The sequence below is a fragment of the Azotobacter vinelandii CA genome (assembly GCF_000380335.1).
Classification (GTDB): Bacteria; Pseudomonadota; Gammaproteobacteria; order Pseudomonadales; family Pseudomonadaceae; genus Azotobacter; species Azotobacter vinelandii.
The window spans coordinates 5,181,005-5,199,760 of the sequence record NC_021149.1 but is presented as its reverse complement, the minus strand read 5'-3'; the positions used below and the strand labels follow the sequence as shown (position 1 = coordinate 5,199,760).

7 protein-coding genes and 1 pseudogene are annotated in these 18,756 nt (G+C 67.6%); 6 read left to right on the top strand and 2 right to left on the bottom strand.

Annotated features, from left to right (window positions below):
* The first annotated feature begins 168 nt into the window (after nucleotides 1-168).
* The 6 genes and pseudogenes from AVCA_RS23390 to AVCA_RS23370 all read left to right on the top strand — a co-directional run bounded on the left by AVCA_RS23390 (nucleotide 169) and on the right by AVCA_RS23370 (nucleotide 16,455).
* Entirely contained in the window at nucleotides 169-4,380 is a 4,212-nt protein-coding gene (locus AVCA_RS23390; protein ID WP_012703556.1) for a glycosyl hydrolase family 28-related protein, read from the top strand.
* 263 nt (nucleotides 4,381-4,643) lie between these two features.
* Complete coding sequence (locus AVCA_RS23385; protein WP_012703555.1) at nucleotides 4,644-7,640, top strand: M10 family metallopeptidase C-terminal domain-containing protein; 2,997 nt, start codon at nucleotides 4,644-4,646, stop codon at nucleotides 7,638-7,640.
* A gap of 278 nt (nucleotides 7,641-7,918) precedes the next feature.
* Nucleotides 7,919-12,502, top strand: a pseudogene (locus AVCA_RS23380) (glycosyl hydrolase family 28-related protein); the annotation flags it as partial.
* Nucleotides 12,491-13,438, top strand: a complete 948-nt coding sequence (locus tag AVCA_RS27340; protein WP_461781719.1) for a M10 family metallopeptidase C-terminal domain-containing protein — start codon at nucleotides 12,491-12,493, stop codon at nucleotides 13,436-13,438. The pseudogene AVCA_RS23380 and the gene AVCA_RS27340, both read left to right, overlap by 12 nt.
* A gap of 314 nt (nucleotides 13,439-13,752) precedes the next feature.
* Nucleotides 13,753-14,604: a LysR family transcriptional regulator gene (locus AVCA_RS23375; protein WP_012703553.1), complete on the top strand. Its 852-nt coding sequence runs from the start codon at nucleotides 13,753-13,755 to the stop codon at nucleotides 14,602-14,604.
* A 531-nt stretch (nucleotides 14,605-15,135) separates the two neighbouring features.
* A complete protein-coding gene (locus tag AVCA_RS23370; RefSeq protein WP_012703551.1) occupies nucleotides 15,136-16,455 on the top strand; it encodes an MFS transporter in 1,320 nt (439 codons plus the stop codon).
* Between the two features lie 69 nt (nucleotides 16,456-16,524).
* On the opposite strand, the gene AVCA_RS23365 is transcribed toward AVCA_RS23370, so the two are convergent.
* Both AVCA_RS23365 and AVCA_RS23360 read right to left on the bottom strand, forming a co-directional pair.
* Nucleotides 16,525-17,334: a formate/nitrite transporter family protein gene (locus tag AVCA_RS23365; RefSeq protein ID WP_012703550.1), complete on the bottom strand. Its 810-nt coding sequence runs from the start codon at nucleotides 17,332-17,334 to the stop codon at nucleotides 16,525-16,527.
* A 116-nt stretch (nucleotides 17,335-17,450) separates the two neighbouring features.
* Entirely contained in the window at nucleotides 17,451-18,575 is a 1,125-nt protein-coding gene (locus AVCA_RS23360) for an HPP family protein (protein ID WP_012703549.1), read from the bottom strand.
* Nucleotides 18,576-18,756: the final 181 nt, after the last annotated feature.

Sequence of the window (18,756 nt, the reverse complement as noted above, 5' to 3'; positions counted from 1 at the left end):
CCGAGCGCCGCCTCCGGGAACGACCGGCAGGGCGTGTTTGTGCGCAAGGTGCAGGCGGTCGCGCTCGAAGCCAGAGGCAGGGAAAACCTTTTCCGGCAGTCGTCTCTTCCTTCTCCACTTCCCAGGCAGCCCTGGGCCTAGCAACACGACGGGATTAGGAAGCGGATCATGGATTACAACGTCAAGGATTTCGGAGCACTGGGCGATGGCGTCAGCGACGACACGGCGGCCATCCAGGCGGCGATCGACGCCGCCCACGCGGCGGGCGGCGGCACCGTCTACCTGCCGGCCGGCGAATATCGGGTCAGCGGCGGCGAGGAGCCTTCCGATGGTTGTCTGACCATCAAGAGCAACGTCCATATCGTCGGCGCCGGGATGGGCGAGACGGTCATCAAGCTGGTCGATGGCTGGGAGCAGGACGTCACCGGCATGGTGCGCTCGGCTTATGGCGAGGAGACCAGCAACTTCGGCATGAGCGACCTGACCCTCGACGGCAACCGCGACAACGTGTCTGCCAAGGTCGACGGCTGGTTCAACGGCTACATCCCCGGCCAGGACGGCGCCGACCGCGACGTGACCCTGGAGCGGGTGGAAATCCGCGAAATGTCCGGTTACGGTTTCGACCCGCACGAGCAGACCATCAACCTGACGATCCGCGACAGCGTGGCTCACGACAACGGCCTCGACGGCTTCGTCGCCGACTACCAGGTCGGCGGGGTGTTCGAGAACAACGTCTCGTACAACAACGACCGCCACGGCTTCAACATCGTCACCAGCACCAACGACTTCGTCCTGAGCAACAACGTCGCCTACGGCAACGGCGGCGCCGGCCTGGTGGTACAGCGCGGGTCATCCGACCTGCCCCATCCCTACGACATCCTGATCGACGGCGGCGCCTACTACGACAACGGCCTGGAAGGCGTGCAGCTCAAGATGGCCCACGACGTCACCCTGCAGAACGCCGAGATCTACGGCAACGGCCTGTACGGGGTGCGCGTCTACGGCGCCCAGGACGTGCAAATCCTCGACAACCAGATCCACGACAATTCGCAGAACGGCGCCTATGCCGAAGTCCTGCTGCAGTCCTACGACGACACCGCCGGGGTGTCCGGCAACTTCTACGCCACCACCGGCACCTGGATCGAGGGCAACACCATCGTCGGCTCGGCCAATTCCACCTACGGCATCCAGGAGCGCGCCGACGGCACCGACTACAGCAGCCTCTACGCCAACAGCATCGACGGTGTGCAGACCGGGGCGGTACGGCTGTATGGCGCCAACTCGACGGTTTCCAGCCAGTCCGGCACCGGCCAGCAGGCGACCCTCGAAGGCAGCGCGGGCAACGATGCGCTGAGCGGGACCGAGGCCCACGAGACGCTGCTCGGCCAGGCCGGCGACGACCGCCTGAACGGCGATGCCGGCAACGACATCCTCGACGGCGGGGCAGGGCGCGACAACCTGACCGGCGGCGCGGGCGCCGACACCTTCCGCTTCTCCGCGCGCACCGACAGCTACCGCACCGACAGCGCCAGCTTCAACGACCTGATCACCGACTTCGACGCCGACGAGGACAGCATCGACCTGTCCGCGCTGGGCTTCACCGGCCTGGGCGACGGCTACAATGGCACCCTGCTGCTGAAGACCAACGCCGAGGGTACGCGCACCTACCTGAAGAGCTACGAAGCGGACGCCCAGGGCCGGCGCTTCGAGATCGCCCTGGACGGCAACTTCACCGGTCTGTTCAACGACAACAACCTGTTGTTCGACGCCGCTCCGGCCACCGGTACCGAGGGCAGCGACAACCTGCTCGGCACCGATGCCAACGAGACCCTCCTGGGCTACGGCGGCAACGACACCCTCAACGGCGGGGCCGGCGACGACATCCTGGTCGGCGGCGCCGGGCGCGACACCCTCACCGGTGGCGCCGGGGCGGACGTGTTCCGCTTCGACGCGCTGTCCGACAGCCAGCGCAACTACACCACCGGCGACAACCAGGCCGACCGCATTCTCGACTTCGACCCGACCCTGGACAGGATCGACGTATCGGCGCTGGGCTTCACCGGGCTGGGCAACGGCCGCAACGGCACCCTCGCCGTGGTGCTCAACAGCGCCGGCGACCGCACCGATCTGAAGAGTTACGACACCGACGCCAACGGCTACAGCTTCGAGCTTTCCCTCGCGGGCAACTACCAGGGGCAGCTCAGCGCCGAGCAGTTCGTTTTCGCGACGTCTCAGGGGGGACAGATGACGATTATCGAAGGCACCGACGGCAACGATACCTTGCAGGGCACCGAGGCCAACGAGCGGCTCCTCGGCCTGGACGGCCGGGACAACCTGAACGGCGGCGCCGGCAACGACATCCTCGACGGCGGAGCGGGGCGCGACACCCTGACCGGCGGCACGGGCGCCGACACCTTTCTGTTCTCCACGCGTACCGACAGCTACCGCACCGACAGCGCCAGCTTCAACGACCTGATCACCGACTTCGATCCCACCCAGGACCGCATCGACCTGTCCGGCCTGGGCTTCAGCGGTTTCGGCAACGGCTACGACGGCACCCTGCTGCTGCAGGTCAACGCCGCGGGCACCCGCACCTACCTGAAGAGTTTCGAGGCCGATGCCAACGGCCAGCGCTTCGAGATCGCCCTGGACGGCGACTTCAGCGGCCAACTGGACAGCGGCAACGTGATCTTCGAGCCCGCCGTGTTCAATGCCAAGGACTTCGGCGCGCTGGGCGACGGCGCCAGCGACGACCGGCCGGCCATCCAGGCGGCGATCGACGCCGCCTACGCGGCCGGTGGCGGCACCGTCTACCTGCCGGCCGGCGAGTACCGGGTCAGCCCCACCGGGGAGCCGGGCGACGGCTGCCTGATGCTCAAGGACGGCGTCTACCTGGCCGGCGACGGCATAGGCGAAACGGTCATCAAGCTGATCGACGGCTCCGACCAGAAGATCACCGGCATGGTCCGCTCGGCCTATGGCGAAGAGACCAGCAACTTCGGCATGCGCGACCTGACCCTCGACGGCAACCGCGACAACACCAGCGGCAAGGTCGACGGCTGGTTCAACGGCTACATCCCCGGCCAGGACGGCGCCGACCGCAACGTGACCATCGAGCGGGTGGAAATCCGCGAGATGTCCGGCTACGGCTTCGATCCGCACGAGCAGACCATCAACCTGACGATCCGCGACAGCGTGGCCCACGACAACGGCCTCGACGGCTTCGTCGCCGACTATCTGGTCGACAGCGTGTTCGAGAACAACGTCGCCTACAACAACGACCGCCACGGCTTCAACGTGGTCACCAGCACCTACGATTTCGTCATGACCAACAACGTCGCCTACGGCAACGGCGGCGCCGGCCTGACGATCCAGCGGGGCTCGGAGGACCTGGCCCAGCCGACCGATATCCTGATCGACGGCGGCGCCTACTACGACAACGCCCTGGAAGGCGTGCTGTTCAAGATGACCAACAACGTCACCCTGCAGAACGCCGAGATCTACGGCAACGGCTCCTCCGGCGTGCGCCTGTACGGCACGGAGGACGTGCAGATCCTCGACAACCAGATTCACGACAATTCGCAGAACGGCACCTATCCGGAAGTCCTGCTGCAGGCCTTCGACGACAGCCAGGTCACCGGTGAGCTGTACGAGACCCTGAACACCCGGATCGAAGGCAATCTCATCGACGCTTCGGACAACGCCAACTATGCGGTGCGCGAGCGCGACGACGGCAGCGACTACACCACGCTCGTGGACAACGACATCAGCGGCGGCCAGGTCGCCTCGGTGCAGCTTTCCGGCGCCCATTCGAGTCTTTCCGGCGGCACCGTCGAAGTGCCGCAGGGAACCGACGGCAACGACGTGCTGGTCGGCAGCGATGCCAACGACCAGCTCTACGGCGGAGCCGGCGACGACCGCCTGGACGGCGGCGCCGGTGACGACCAGCTCGACGGCGGAGCGGGGCGCGACGACCTGACCGGCGGCACGGGTGCCGACACCTTCGTGTTCGCCGCGCGTACCGATAGCTACCGCACCGACGCGGGGGTGTTCAACGACCTGATCCTCGACTTCGACGCCAGCGAGGACCGCATCGACCTGTCCGCCCTGGGCTTCAGCGGCTTCGGCGACGGCTACAACGGCACCCTGCTGGTGCAGCTCAGCAGCGCCGGAACCCGTACCTACCTCAAGAGCTACGAGGAGGACCTCGAGGGCCGGCGCTTCGAGGTCGCCCTGGACGGCGACCACACGGGCGATCTTTCCGCCGCCAATGTGGTTTTCGCCGACGACGGCTCGGCCGCCGTGGCGAGCAGCGATCCCACCGCCACACAGTTGGAGGTGGTCGGCAGCAGCGGCACCCAGACCGATCAACTCGCCTGATCCGACCCCGCCCATACCCGCCCGACCATTCCGGCCGGGCGAACCAATGGCCTTCGGGCCAGTCTCAGGCACAGCAGCGCGCGAGCCGCTTCGCTTTGTCCGCCCCCCGCTTTTCTCGCTGAACGCGACGATCGCCGGGCGCCGGGGAAGGGTTCGCCGCATGCCGAGCCGGGGACGGGAAAAGCCTGTTCGACCAGTCGACTCTTCCTCCCTTCACTTTCCAGGCGGCCTGCGGGCTGCGCAGTAACGGAACAGGAAGCAGCATGGATTACAACGTCAAAGATTTCGGGGCGCTGGGCGACGGCGTCAGCGACGATACGGCCGCCATCCAGGCGGCGATCGATGCCGCCTACGCGGCCGGCGGCGGCACCGTCTACCTGCCGGCCGGCGAATACCGGGTCAGCGGCGGCGAGGAGCCTTCCGATGGTTGCCTGACCATCAAGAGTAATGTCCATATCGTCGGCGCGGGGATGGGCGAGACGGTGATCAAACTGGTCGACGGCTGGGACCAGGACGTCACCGGCATCGTCCGCTCGGCCTACGGCGAGGAGACCAGCAACTTCGGCATGAGCGACCTGACCCTCGACGGCAACCGCGACAACACCAGCGGCAAGGTCGACGGCTGGTTCAACGGCTACATTCCCGGCGAGGACGGCGCCGACCGCGACGTGACCCTGGAGCGGGTGGAAATCCGCGAAATGTCCGGTTACGGTTTCGACCCGCACGAGCAGACCGTCAACCTGACGATCCGCGACAGCGTGGCCCACGATAACGGCCTCGACGGCTTCGTCGCCGATTTCCAGATCGGCGGGGTGTTCGAGAACAACGTCTCGTACAACAACGACCGCCACGGCTTCAACGTGGTCACCAGCACCAACGACTTCGTCCTGAGCAACAACGTCGCCTACGGCAACGGCGGCGCCGGGCTGGTGGTGCAGCGCGGCTCGTCCGACGTGGCGCACCCCTACGACATCCTGATCGACGGCGGCGCCTACTACGACAACGGCCTGGAAGGCGTGCAGATCAAGATGGCCCACGACGTCACCCTGCAGAACGCCGAGATCTACGGCAACGGCCTATACGGGGTGCGCGTCTACGGCGCCGAGGATGTGCAGATCCTCGACAACTACATCCACGACAATTCGCAGAACGGTTCCTACGCGGAAATCCTCCTGCAGTCCTACGACGATACCGCCGGGGTGTCCGGCAATTTCTACACCACCACCGGCACCTGGATCGAAGGCAACACCATCGTCGGCTCGGCCAACTCCACCTATGGCATCCAGGAGCGCGACGACGGCACCGACTACAGCAGCCTCTACGCCAACAGCGTCAGCAATGTGCAGAACGGCTCGGTGCGCCTCTACGGCGCCAACTCCGTCGTCTCCGACCTGCCCGGCACCGGCCAGCAGGCGACCCTCGAAGGCACGGCCGGCAACGACACGCTTGGCGGCAGCGACGCCCACGAGACGCTGCTCGGGCTGGACGGCAACGACCGCCTGAACGGCGGCGCCGGCAACGACATCCTCGACGGCGGCGCCGGGCGCGACAACCTGACCGGCGGCGCGGGCGCCGACCTGTTCCGCGTCTCCGCGCGCACCGACAGCTACCGCACCGACAGCGCCAGCTTCAACGACCTGATCACCGACTTCGACGCCAGCCAGGACCGCATCGACCTGTCCGCGCTGGGCTTCACCGGGCTGGGCGACGGCTATGACGGCACCCTGCTGCTGCAGGTCAGTGCCGACGGCAGCCGCACCTATCTGAAGAGCCTGGAGGCGGACGCCGAGGGGCGGCGTTTCGAGATCGCCCTGGACGGTAACTTCGCCGGCCTGCTCGGCGCCGGCAACCTGCTCTTCGAACGCACCGCCATCGAGGGGGATGCCGGCGACAACGCCCTGCTCGGTACCTCGGCCGCCGAGACATTGCTCGGCCATGCCGGCAACGACACGCTCGACGGCGGGGCCGGCGACGACATCCTGGTCGGCGGCGCCGGGCGCGACAGCCTCACCGGCGGCGCCGGAGCCGACGTGTTCCGCTTCGACGCGCTGTCCGACAGCCAGCGCAACTACGACATCGGCGACAACCAGGGCGACCGCATCGCCGACTTCGCGGTGGGCGAAGACAAGCTCGACGTATCGGCGCTGGGCTTCACCGGGCTGGGCGACGGCTACAACGGCACCCTCGCCCTGGTACTCAACAGCGCCGGCGACCGCACCTACGTGAAAAGCTACGAGAACGGCGCCGACGGCTACCGCTTCGAGTTTTCCCTCGACGGCAACTATCTGGAGCTGCTCGGCAACGAGGATTTCATCTTCGCCACGCCCAGCGGCCAGCAACTCCTCGAAGGCAGCGCCGGCAACGACAGCCTGCAGGGCACGGCCGCCGACGAGGTGATCCACGGCGGCGGCGGGCGCGACACGCTGGCCGGCGGGGCCGGGGCCGACGTGTTCCGCTTCAGCGAACTGACCGACAGCTACCGAACCGACAGTGCCAGCTATGCCGATCTGATCACTGACTTCGATGCCAGCGAGGATCGTATCGACCTGTCCGGCCTCGGCTTCAGCGGTCTGGGCAACGGCTACGGCGGTACCCTGGCGCTGCAGGTGAACAGCGCCGGCACCCGCACCTACCTGAAGAGCTTCGAGACGAACGCCGCCGGCGAGCGTTTCGAGATCGCCCTGGACGGCGACCTGTCCGCGCTCGGCGGGGCCAACCTGATCCTCGACGAGCGCGTCGTGCTGGCGGGCGGCGACGGCGACGACACGCTTTCCGGCAGCAGCGCGGCCGAGGAACTGCTCGGCGGGGCCGGCAACGACAGCCTGGACGGCGGCGCCGGCAACGACATCCTCGACGGCGGGGCGGGGCGCGACACCCTGAGCGGCGGCAGCGGCAGCGACATCTTCCGCTTCGGCGGCGCGCTCGACAGCTTCCGCAACTACGCCAGCGGGACGAACGGCACCGACAGCATCGTCGACTTCACCCACGGCACCGACCTGATCGACCTCTCCGCGCTCGGCTATACCGGGCTGGGCGACGGCTACAACGGTACCCTGGCGATAGTGCTGAACGACGCCGGCACCAAGACCTACCTGAAAAACCGTGAGAGCGACGCCGAGGGCAACCAGTTCGAGATCGCCCTGGAGGGCAACCACGCCGACCAGCTCGATGCGAGCGACTTCATCTTCGCCACGGCGGCCGCGACCACCGCGATCGAGGTGGTCGGCGGCAGCGGCACCCAGACCGATCAGCTCGCCTGATCCGACCCCGCCCGCACCCGCCCGGCCATTCCGGCCGGGCGAACCAATGGCCTTTTGATCAGTCTCAGGCACAGCAACGTGTGCGCCGCTTCGCTTGTTCGCCCTCCCGGCCTTGTTTCTCGCTGAAAGCGACGATCGCCGGGGGCGTGCCGGGCGCGAGGAAAAGGTTCGCCGTGTGCAAAGCCGGGGACGGGAAAAGCCTGTTCAAGTAGTCGACTCTTCCTTCTCCTTTTTCCTAGACAGCCTTTTGGCTGAGCATTAACGGAACAGGAAGCAGCATGGACTTCAACGTCAAAGATTTCGGGGCACTGGGCGATGGCGCCAGCGATGACACGGCGGCCATCCAGGCGGCGATCGACGCCGCCCACGCGGCGGGCGGCGGCACCGTCTACCTGCCGGCCGGCGAGTATCGGGTCAGCGGCGGCGAGGAGCCTTCCGACGGCGCGCTGACCATCAAGAGCAACGTCTATATCGTCGGCGCCGGGATGGGCGAGACGGTGATCAAGATGGTCGACGGCTGGACGCAGAACGTCACCGGCATGGTGCGCTCGGCCTATGGCGAGGAGACCAGCAACTTCGGCATGAGCGACCTGACCCTCGACGGCAACCGCGACAACCTGTCCGCCAAGGTCGACGGCTGGTTCAACGGCTACATTCCCGGCCAGGACGGTGCCGATCGCGACGTGACCCTGGAGCGGGTGGAAATCCGCGAAATGTCCGGTTACGGTTTCGATCCGCACGAGCAGACCATCAACCTGACGATCCGCGACAGCGTGGCCCACGACAACGGCCTCGACGGCTTCGTCGCCGACTACCAGATCGGCGGGGTGTTCGAGAACAACGTCTCGTACAACAACGACCGCCACGGCTTCAACATCGTCACCAGCACCAACGACTTCGTCCTGAGCAACAACGTCGCCTACGGCAACGGCGGCGCCGGCCTGGTGGTGCAGCGCGGCTCGTACGACCTGCCCCATCCCTACGACATCCTGATCGACGGCGGCGCCTACTACGACAACGCCTTGGAAGGCGTGCAGCTCAAGATGACCCACGACGTCACCCTGCAGAACGCCGAGATCTATGGCAACGGCCTGTACGGAGTGCGCGTCTACGGCGCCCAGGACGTGCAGCTCCTCAATAACCAGATCCACGACAATTCGCAGAACGGCGCCTATGCCGAAGTCCTGCTGCAGTCCTACGACGACACCGCCGGGGTGTCCGGCAACTTTTACGTCACCACCGGCACCTGGCTCGAAGGCAACGTCATCAGCGGCTCGGCCAATTCCACCTTCGGCATCCAGGAGCGCGCCGACGGCACCGACTACAGCAGCCTTTACGCCAATACCATCGACGGCGTGCAGAACGGGACGGTACGGCTGTATGGCGCCAACTCCACGGTTTCCGAGCAGCCCAGCAGCAGCCAGCAGGAAACCCTCGAAGGCACCGCGGGCAACGACGTGCTCAGCGGAACGGGCGCCCACGAACTGATTCTCGGCCTGGCCGGCAACGATCGCCTGGACGGTGGCGCCGGCGACGACACCCTCGACGGCGGCGCGGGGCGCGATACCCTGACCGGCGGCGCGGGCGCCGATACCTTCCGCTTCTCTGCCCGCGAGGACAGTCACCGCACCGACAGCGCCAGCTTCACCGACCTGATCACCGACTTCGACGCCAGCCAGGACCGCATCGACCTCTCCGCACTGGGCTTCACCGGTCTGGGCAACGGTTATGACGGCACCCTGGCGGTGACCACCGGTTCCGGCGGCACCCGCACCTACCTGAAGAGCTACGAGGTGGACGCCCAGGGCCGGCGTTTCGAAATCGCCCTGGACGGCAACTTCGTCGGCCAGTTCAACGATGGCAACCTATTGTTCGACGCCGCTCCGGTCACCGGTACCGAGGGCAACGACAACCTGTCCGGCACCGATGCCGGGGAAACCCTCCTGGGCTACGGCGGCAACGACACCCTCAACGGCGGGGCCGGCAACGACATCCTGGTCGGCGGCGCCGGGCGCGACACCCTGACCGGCGGCGCCGGGGCGGACGTGTTCCGCTTCGAGGCGCTGTCCGACAGCCAGCGCAACTACACCGCCGGCGACAACCAGGGCGATTACATCATCGACTTCGCCGTGGGCGAAGACAGGATCGACGTATCGGCGCTGGGTTACACCGGGCTGGGCAACGGCCGCAACGGCACCCTCGCCGTGGTGCTCAACAGCGCCGGCGACCGCACCTACGTGAAGAGCTACGACACTGACGCCAACGGCTATAACTTCGAGCTTTCCCTCGCGGGCAACTACCAGGGGCTGCTCGGCGCCGAACAGTTCGTCTTCGCCACGCCCCCGGAACAGGCGACCATCGAGGGAACCGACGGCAACGACACCTTGCAAGGGACTGGGGCCGACGAACTGCTCCTCGGTCTGGGCGGCCGGGACAGCCTGAACGGCGGCGCCGGCGACGATGTCCTGGATGGCGGGGCGGAGCGCGACACCCTGACCGGCGGCACGGGGGCCGACACCTTCCTGTTCTCCGCGCGTACCGACAGCTACCGCACCGACAGCGCCAGCTTCACCGACCTGATCACCGACTTCGATCCCGCCCAGGATCGCATCGACCTGTCCGGCCTGGGCTTCAGCGGTTTCGGCAACGGCTACGACGGCACCCTGCTGCTGCAGGTCAACGCCGCGGGCACCCGCACCTACCTGAAGAGCCTCGAGGCCGATGCCGACGGCCAGCGCTTCGAGATCGCCCTGGACGGCGACTTCAGCGGCCAGTTGGACAGCGGCAACGTGATCTTCGAGGCCGGCGTGTTCAATGCCAAGGACTTCGGCGCGCTGGGCGACGGCGCCAGCGACGACCGGCCGGCCATCCAGGCGGCGATCGACGCCGCCTACGCGGCCGGCGGCGGCACCGTCTACCTGCCGGCCGGCGAGTACCGGGTCAGTCCCACCGGGGACCCGGGCGACGGCTGCCTGATGCTCAAGGACGGCGTCTACCTGGTCGGCGCCGGCATGGGCGAAACGGTGATCAAGCTGATCGACGGCTCCGACCAGAAGATCACCGGCATGGTGCGCTCGGCCTATGGCGAAGAGACCAGCAACTTCGGCATGAGCGACCTGACCCTCGACGGCAACCGCGACAACACCAGCGGCAAGGTCGACGGCTGGTTCAACGGCTACATCCCCGGCCAGGACGGCGCCGACCGCAACGTGACCATCGAGCGGGTAGAAATCCGCGAAATGTCCGGCTACGGCTTCGATCCGCACGAACAGACCATCAATCTGACGATCCGCGACAGCGTGGCCCACGACAACGGCCTCGACGGCTTCGTCGCCGACTACCTGGTCGACAGCGTGTTCGAGAACAACGTCGCCTACAACAACGACCGCCACGGCTTCAACGTGGTCACCAGCACCTACGACTTCACCCTGAGCAACAACGTCGCCTACGGCAACGGCGGCGCCGGCCTGGTGATCCAGCGGGGAGCGGAGGACCTGGCCCAGCCGACCGATATCCTGATCGACGGCGGCGCCTACTACGACAACGCCCTGGAAGGCGTGCTGCTGAAGATGACCAACAACATCACCCTGCAGAACGCCGAGATCTACGGCAACGGTTACTCCGGCGTGCGCCTGTACGGCACGGAGGACGTGCAGATCCTCAACAACCAGATCCACGACAACGCGCAGAACGTCGCCTATGCCGAAGTCCTGCTGCAGTCCTTCAACGACGTCGGGGTGTCCGGCAACTTCTACGCCACCACCGGCACCTGGATCGAAGGCAACGTCATCAGCGGCTCGGCCAACTCCACCTATGGCATCGAGGAGCGCAACGACGGCACCGATTACAGCAGCCTCTACGCCAACACCATCGACGGTGTGCAGACCGGGGCGGTACGGCTGAATGGCGCCCATTCGATCGTCTCCGACCAGCCCGGCACCGGCCAGCAGGCGACCCTCGAAGGCACGACCGGCAATGATACGCTCGGCGGCAGCGACGCCCACGAGACGCTGCTCGGTCTGGACGGCGACGATCGCCTGGACGGCGGCGCCGGCAACGACATCCTCGACGGCGGCGTCGGGCGCGACACGCTGACCGGCGGCGCGGGCGCCGACACCTTCCGCTTCTCCGCCCGCGAGGACAGCTACCGCACCGCCAGCACCAGCTTCACCGACCTGATCACCGACTTCGATCCCGCCCAGGACCGCATCGACCTGTCCGCGCTGGGCTTCACCGGCCTGGGCGACGGCTATGACGGCACCCTGCTGGTGACCACCGGTTCCGGCGGTAGCCGCACCTACCTGAAGAGCCTGGAGGCGGACGCCGAGGGGCGGCGCTTCGAGATCGCCCTGGACGGCGACTTCGTCGGCCTGCTCGATGCCAGCAACCTGATTTTCGAGCGTCCCGCCATCGAGGGGGATGCCGGCAACAACGCCCTGCTCGGCACCTCGGTCGCCGAGACATTGCTCGGCCATGCCGGCAACGACACGCTCGACGGCGCCGGCGGCGACGACATCCTGGTCGGCGGCGCGGGGAGCGACAGCCTCACCGGCGGCGCCGGAGCCGACGTGTTCCGCTTCGACGCGCTGTCCGACAGCCAGCGCAACTACGACACCGGCGACAACCAGGGCGATCGCATCACCGACTTCGCGGTGGGCGAAGACAAGCTCGACGTGTCGGCGCTGGGCTTCACCGGGCTGGGCGACGGCTACAACGGCACTCTCGTCCTGGTGCTCAACAGCGCCGGCGACCGCACCTACGTGAAGAGCTACGAGAACGGCGCCGACGGCTATCGCTTCGAGTTTTCCCTCGACGGCAACTACCAGGGACTGCTCGGCAACGAGGATTTCATCTTCGCCACGCCCAGCGGCCAGCAGCTCCTCGAAGGCACCGCCGGCAACGACAGCCTGCAGGGCACGGCCGCCGACGAGGTGATCCACGGCGGCAGCGGGCGCGACACGCTGGCCGGCGGGGCCGGGGCCGACGTGTTCCGCTTCAGCGAACTGACCGACAGCTACCGGACCGACAGTGCCAGCTATGCCGATCTGATCACCGACTTCGATGCCAGCGAGGATCGCATCGACCTGTCCGGGCTCGGCTTCAGCGGTCTGGGCAACGGCTACGGCGGCACCCTGGCGCTGCAGGTGAACAGCGCCGGCACCCGCACCTACCTGAAGAGCTACGAGGCGAACGCCGCCGGCGAGCGCTTCGAGCTTTCCCTGGACGGCGACCTGTCCGGGCTCGACGAGTCCTACCTCGTTTTCGACGAGCGCGTCGTGCTGGCGGGCGGCGATGGCAACGACACGCTTTCCGGCGGCAGCGCGGCCGAGGAACTGCTCGGCGGTGCCGGCAACGACAGCCTGAGCGGCGGTGCCGGCAACGATATCCTCGACGGCGGCGCCGGGCGCGACACCCTGAGCGGCGGCAGCGGCAGCGACATCTTCCGCTTCGGCGACGCGCTCGACAGCTTCCGCAACTACAACAGCGGGGCGAACGTCACCGACAGCATCGCCGACTTCACCCACGGCGCCGATCTGATCGACCTCTCCGCGCTCGGCTACACCGGGCTGGGCGACGGCTACAACGGCACCCTGGCGATAGTGCTGAACGACGCCGGCACCAAGACCTACCTCAAGGACCGTGGCGGCGACGCCGAAGGCAACCGTTTCGAGATCTCCCTGGAGGGCAACCACGCCGACCAGCTCGATGCGAGCGACTTCATCTTCGCCACGGCGGCCGCGGCCACCGGAATCGAGGTGGTCGGCAGCACGCCGGCCGAGGAGCAGCCGGTCGTCTGACGCGGGACGCCGCGGCGAGGCATGCCGCGGCACCCCGCAGGTGGGCGATGCCAGTCGCCCACCGCGCGCCTTTCTTTTCTTCCGGGTTCGCCCGTCACGGCTCGCGTCGGAAATGGGGCCATGCGGCGTTGCAGCCTTTGGCAAGGGAATGACCATTGCCTGTAGGCTGCGCCTTGCCGAACGCGGCCCGGCCTGGCCCCATTTCCGGCGGCAACGCAACCGGGGAAACAATTGATGACATGCCCTAATATTTCCCGGCCCGCCGCCCGGGCGGCCGCCCGTTTCTTCCTGTAGACCGTCGAGCCAAGGTAGCGATGGATATCGATCTTGCCCGCACCTTCCTGGAAATCGTGCGCGGCGGCAGCCTCGCCGCTGCCGCCGAGCGCCTGCACGTCACCCAGACGGCGGTCAGCGCGCGCCTGCACAGCCTGGAAAGCCAGCTCGGCTGCCGGCTGCTCGTGCGCAATCGCGCCGGCACGCGGCTGACCGCCGACGGCGAGCGGTTCGTCGGCTACGCCAATCGACTGGTACAGACCTGGGAAGCGGCGCGCCGCGACCTGCCGCTGCCGGATGGCTATGACAAGCTGCTGACCCTGGGGGCGGACGTCAGCCTGTCCAGCCCGCTGCTGCTGGCCTGGGTGCAGCGCCTGCGCCAGGCGATTCCCTCCCATGCGGTGCGCAGCGAGGTGGCTGCGGGCGACCTGTTGCACAAGCGCCTCGACCTCGGCGTGCTCGACGCCGCCCTGGTCTACCAGCCGGAATACTGGCCGGGGCTGCAGGTGGAGCAACTGCTCGAAGAGAAACTGATCCAGGTCGCCCTGCAGGCCAATCCCGAGCCCTATATCTACGTCGACTGGGGCGAGGCGTTCCGCCGCCAGCACGATGCGGCGCTGCCGGAGCTGGCCAGGGCCGCGCTGTATTTCAGTCTCGGTCCGCTGGCCCTGCAGTACCTGCTGCAGGAGGGCGGTCGCGGTTATTTCCGTACCCGGGTGGTGCAGCGCTATCTCGACGAAGGCGTGCTGCGGCGCGTGGAGAAAGCGCCGGAGTTCACCTACCCGGTCTATCTCGTCTACTCGCGGGCCAAGGATTCGCCCGTCTTGCAGCGGGCCCTGGAGTTGCTGCGCGGGCTGGCCGTCGAGCGGACCGACTGGTCGCGTTATCGCTGAGAGGCAGGACAATCCCTTCTCTGGAAAATGTACCATCCAGTTAGTTTCGTTCGGTTATCGACCGGAACTCCGGCCGGTCGATTGACGCTTTTTTGAGCACTGGCCAAGATGATCACCAGGTTGCAGGCGCATTCGCCGGGCAACCGGAGCCCGTTATAACAACTTCAAGATCGGTAGACGCTCATGTACATATTCCACTTCCGCCAAGCCTGCGCTTCTCCTGCCCGAACCCTTGCGGGTGTGTCGTTCCCGTGGCGTTCGCACCCGGACTTCGCCCCTTCGCGCCATTCCGCGGCCTAGACCGCATCCGACGGCTCTTCGCCGAGTCCGCCGCGCCGACGCGCCATTAATCGCCCCCAGTGATCCGCAGCATTCCCGCCCAGCGGCGGGAGGACCCCGCACGCCCGGAAAGGGACTGCCCGTACCCTCGGCGTCGGTCACCGGGAGCACCAAGAGAGGCTCGACCGGGCCAGCGTATCCCCGGTCCCCGAACGGATGGCTACCACCATGTTCACTTCGCAAGGTACTTCCATGGCTATACCCGCAGCCGCCGATTCCCCCATATCGGCCCATGAGTCGGTCGGCAGCAAGATCCGCGCCGCCCTGGCCGTCGGCAAGGTGCGCTGGGGCATGCTCGCCCTGGTGTTCTGCGCCACCACCCTCAACTACATCGACCGTGCCGCGCTGGGCGTGATGCAGCCGATCCTGGCCAGGGAGATGAGTTGGTCCACCATGGACTACGCCAACATCAACTTCTGGTTCCAGGTCGGTTACGCCGTCGGCTTCCTGCTGCAGGGCCGCTTCATCGACAAGGTCGGCGTCAAGCGCGCGTTCTTCCTCGCCGTGCTGTTCTGGAGCCTGGCCACCGGCGCCCACGGTCTGGCGACCTCGGCGGCCGGCTTCATGATCTGCCGCTTCATCCTCGGCCTGACCGAGGCGGCCAACTATCCGGCCTGCGTGAAGACCACCCGCCTGTGGTTCCCGGCCGGCGAGCGCGCCCTGGCGACCGGCATCTTCAACGCCGGCACCAACGTCGGCGCCATGGTCACCCCGGCGCTGTTGCCGCTGATCCTCAGCCTCTGGGGCTGGCAGGCCGCGTTCATCGGCATGGCGCTGCTGGGCCTCGTCTGGCTGGTGTTCTGGGCCATCAACTACTACAACCCCGAGGAGCACCCGCGGGTCAGGCAGAGCGAACTGGAGTACATCAGCAGGGAAGCCGAGCCCGAGCCGGTCAAGGTGCCGTTCTCGCGCATCCTGCGCATGCGCGGCACCTGGGCCTTCGCCGTGGCTTACTCGATCACCGCGCCGGTGTTCTGGTTCTACCTGTACTGGCTGCCGCCGTTCCTCAACCAGCAGTACAGCCTGGGCATCAGCGTGACCCAGATGGGCATCCCGCTCATGCTGATCTGGCTGACCGCCGACTTCGGCAGCATCGGCGGCGGCATTCTCTCGTCCTTCCTGATCGGGCGCGGGGTCAGGCCGATCCGCGCGCGCCTGGTGTCGATGCTGATCTTCGCCACCTGCATCTGCTCGGTGATCTTCGCCGCCAACGCCAGCAACCTGTGGGTCGCGGTGCTGGCGATCTCCCTGGCCGTCGGCGCGCACCAGGCCTGGACCGCCAACATCTGGAGCCTGGTGATGGACTACACGCCCAAGCACCTGATGAGTACCGTGTTCGGCTTCGGCGGCATGTGCGCGGCGATCGGCGGCATGTTCATGACGCAGATCGTCGGTTACGTGCTGACCGTCACCGGCAACAACTATGCCGTGCTGTTCGTCATCATCCCGAGCATGTACTTCCTGGCGCTGACCTGGCTGTACTTCATGGCGCCGCGGCGGATCGAAAGCTGAGGGGCATCCGCCATGCGAACCGAGGGGGCCGGACGGCCCCCTCGGTCTTCGCGGCGCCGCCGGCGCGGTTCAGGAACGGCGCTTTTCCGGACCGCCGCGCAGGTAGGCCAGCCAGTACATGCCGGCGACCAGCAGGGTGCCGCCGACCAGGTTGCCGGCGGTCACCGCGAGCAGGTTGCCGGCCACGCCGGAGAGCGACAGCGCATCGTCCAGCATCAGCCCGAAGGGCAGGAAGAACCAGTTGGCGATCGAGTGCTCGAAGCCGAGGGCGACGAAGGCGGCGATCGGGAAGAGGATGGCGAGGATCTTGTCGGTCACGCTGCGCCCGGCCATCGCCAGCCAGCTCGCCAGGCACACCAGGGCGTTGCACAGAATGCCGCGGGCGAAGGCCTCGCCCAGGCTCAGTCCGGCCTTGCCATGGGCGATCTTGCGCGCCGTTTCGCCCACCGCGCCGTCGTCCAGGCCGGCGCTGCCCGCCCAGACCACCAGCAGCACCGTGCCGAGGCAGCCGACCACGTTGCCCAGGTAGACCAGCAGCCAGTTGCGCAGCACCTCGCGGTAGCCGATCAGCCGGCTGGCCCAGGCCATCGCCAGCAGGTTGTTGCCGGTGAACAGCTCGGCGCCGCCGATCACCACCAGCACCAGTCCCAGGCAGAAGCTCAGGCCGCCGAGCAGCCGGGTCGGGCCGAAGCCCAGCTCGCTGCCGGTGAGCACCACGGTATAGAGGAAGGCGGCCAGGGAGATGAAGGCGCCGGCGAGCACGGCGAGCACCAGCAGGGTGAGGGTGTCGACGCGGGCCTTGGCGACTCCCATGTCTTCGATCCGCCGGGCGATCTGCGCCGGCTGGCAACTGTCGCCGAGAAAGGGTTGTTGAGTCATGGAAAGAGTCCGCTGCGCCGACCGGGCGTCGGCAGAGGGGGCACTCTAGAGGGGAGGGCTCGGCGCTGTCCACCGCGCCCCGGCGGCGCTCCCGGCGCGGCGACGCGCGGCGCCCGTCAGGCCGGCAACTGTTTTAGCCAGAGCCGGTACAGCGCGGCGATCAGGTCGGTCTGGGTGACCAGGCCGACCAGACGCGCATCGTCGTCCACCACCGGCAGGCAATGCAGGCCCTGCTCGGAGAGCGGCAGGACCAGCTCGGCCAAGTGGGTGTCCCGGTGCGCCACGACCGTCGGCGCGCCCATCGCCGAGCCGATGCCGGACCGGGCGGGGCGCCCGAAGGCCGGCCAGGCGAAGCCGGGACGGGAGCGTTCGAGCAGGTCGCCGCGCTCGACGATGCCGAGCAGGCGACGGGAGGCGCCGTCGATCACCGGCAACTGCTGCAGGCGGTGGTCGCGCAGGAGCTTCCAGGCGTCTTCGAAGGAGGTCTCCGGGGTGGCCCAGCGCAGGTCGCGGGACATGATGTCGGCCGCGACGACCTGGCCCAGGCTGTGGCGGAAGCCGTTCCGCTCCAGCAGGCGGACCAGCCGCTCCAGATCCTCGCGGGTGATGTCGAGGTATTCGCCGAAGTCTTCCAAAGCCGCGTCGAGGGCCGCGCGGCGCGGTTCGAGGCGCTCCGTGGGCAGCGGATCGCGGGTCTGGTGGGGATTTTCCCGGGGCGGCTCGTCGCGCGGCGGGCGGGTCAGGCGGTTGAAGCCGCGCGCCAGGCCGAGCAGCATCAGCGAGTTGAAAGCGACCGGCAGCAGCACGGCCGGGCCCTGGGGCGCCAGCTCCGGCCAGTTGAAGATGACCGCCAGGGCCAGCGCGCAGCTCGGCGGATGCAGGCAGCGCAGGCCGAACATGCCGGTCAGCGCCAGGGCGGCGCCGAGCCCGGCGGCCGGGACCGGGGCCAATCCGCTCGAGCCCAGCAGGATGCCGATCGACGCGCTCAGCAGGTTGCCGGCGAGTATCGGCCAGGGACGGGCGAAGGGGCTGGAAGAAGCGGCGAGCAGCAGCACCGAACTGGCGGCGATCGGCGGCGCCAGGTGCAGCACGAGGTCGGCGTCGAACAGCCAGAGATCGCCGGCGAGGGTCGCTGCCACGACCAGGCAGATGCCGGCCGCGCTGCGCAGCCATTCCCGGGGAGCGGCGAGCGGCAGCGCGGGGAGCAGGGTTTTCAGCCGGGAGAAGGTCTTGTCGGGCATGCGGCGGCGCGTTCGGGGTTGGGGGACGGTATCGCTGGTGGCGGACCGGGGCGTGCCAACGATCGTTTACAACGAGGGGGAATATCGATGACACGCCCTGGCGACGCAACCGCATAAATTTGCTGGTTCGCGGCAATTTCCTTGCTGCAAGACCGGCGATTCCCTTCGCCGTGGCAAGGTC

What these genes read in the sequence shown, in the direction of transcription:
- AVCA_RS23390 (WP_012703556.1), top strand. Translation starts at nt 169, where the DNA reads ATGGATTACAACGTCAAGGATTTCGGAGCACTGGGCGATGGCGTCAGC.
- AVCA_RS23385 (WP_012703555.1), top strand. Translation starts at nt 4,644, where the DNA reads ATGGATTACAACGTCAAAGATTTCGGGGCGCTGGGCGACGGCGTCAGC.
- AVCA_RS23375 (WP_012703553.1), top strand. Translation starts at nt 13,753, where the DNA reads ATGGATATCGATCTTGCCCGCACCTTCCTGGAAATCGTGCGCGGCGGC.
- AVCA_RS23370 (WP_012703551.1), top strand. Translation starts at nt 15,136, where the DNA reads ATGGCTATACCCGCAGCCGCCGATTCCCCCATATCGGCCCATGAGTCG.
- AVCA_RS23365 (WP_012703550.1), bottom strand. Translation starts at nt 17,334, where the DNA reads ATGACTCAACAACCCTTTCTCGGCGACAGTTGCCAGCCGGCGCAGATC.
- AVCA_RS23360 (WP_012703549.1), bottom strand. Translation starts at nt 18,575, where the DNA reads ATGCCCGACAAGACCTTCTCCCGGCTGAAAACCCTGCTCCCCGCGCTG.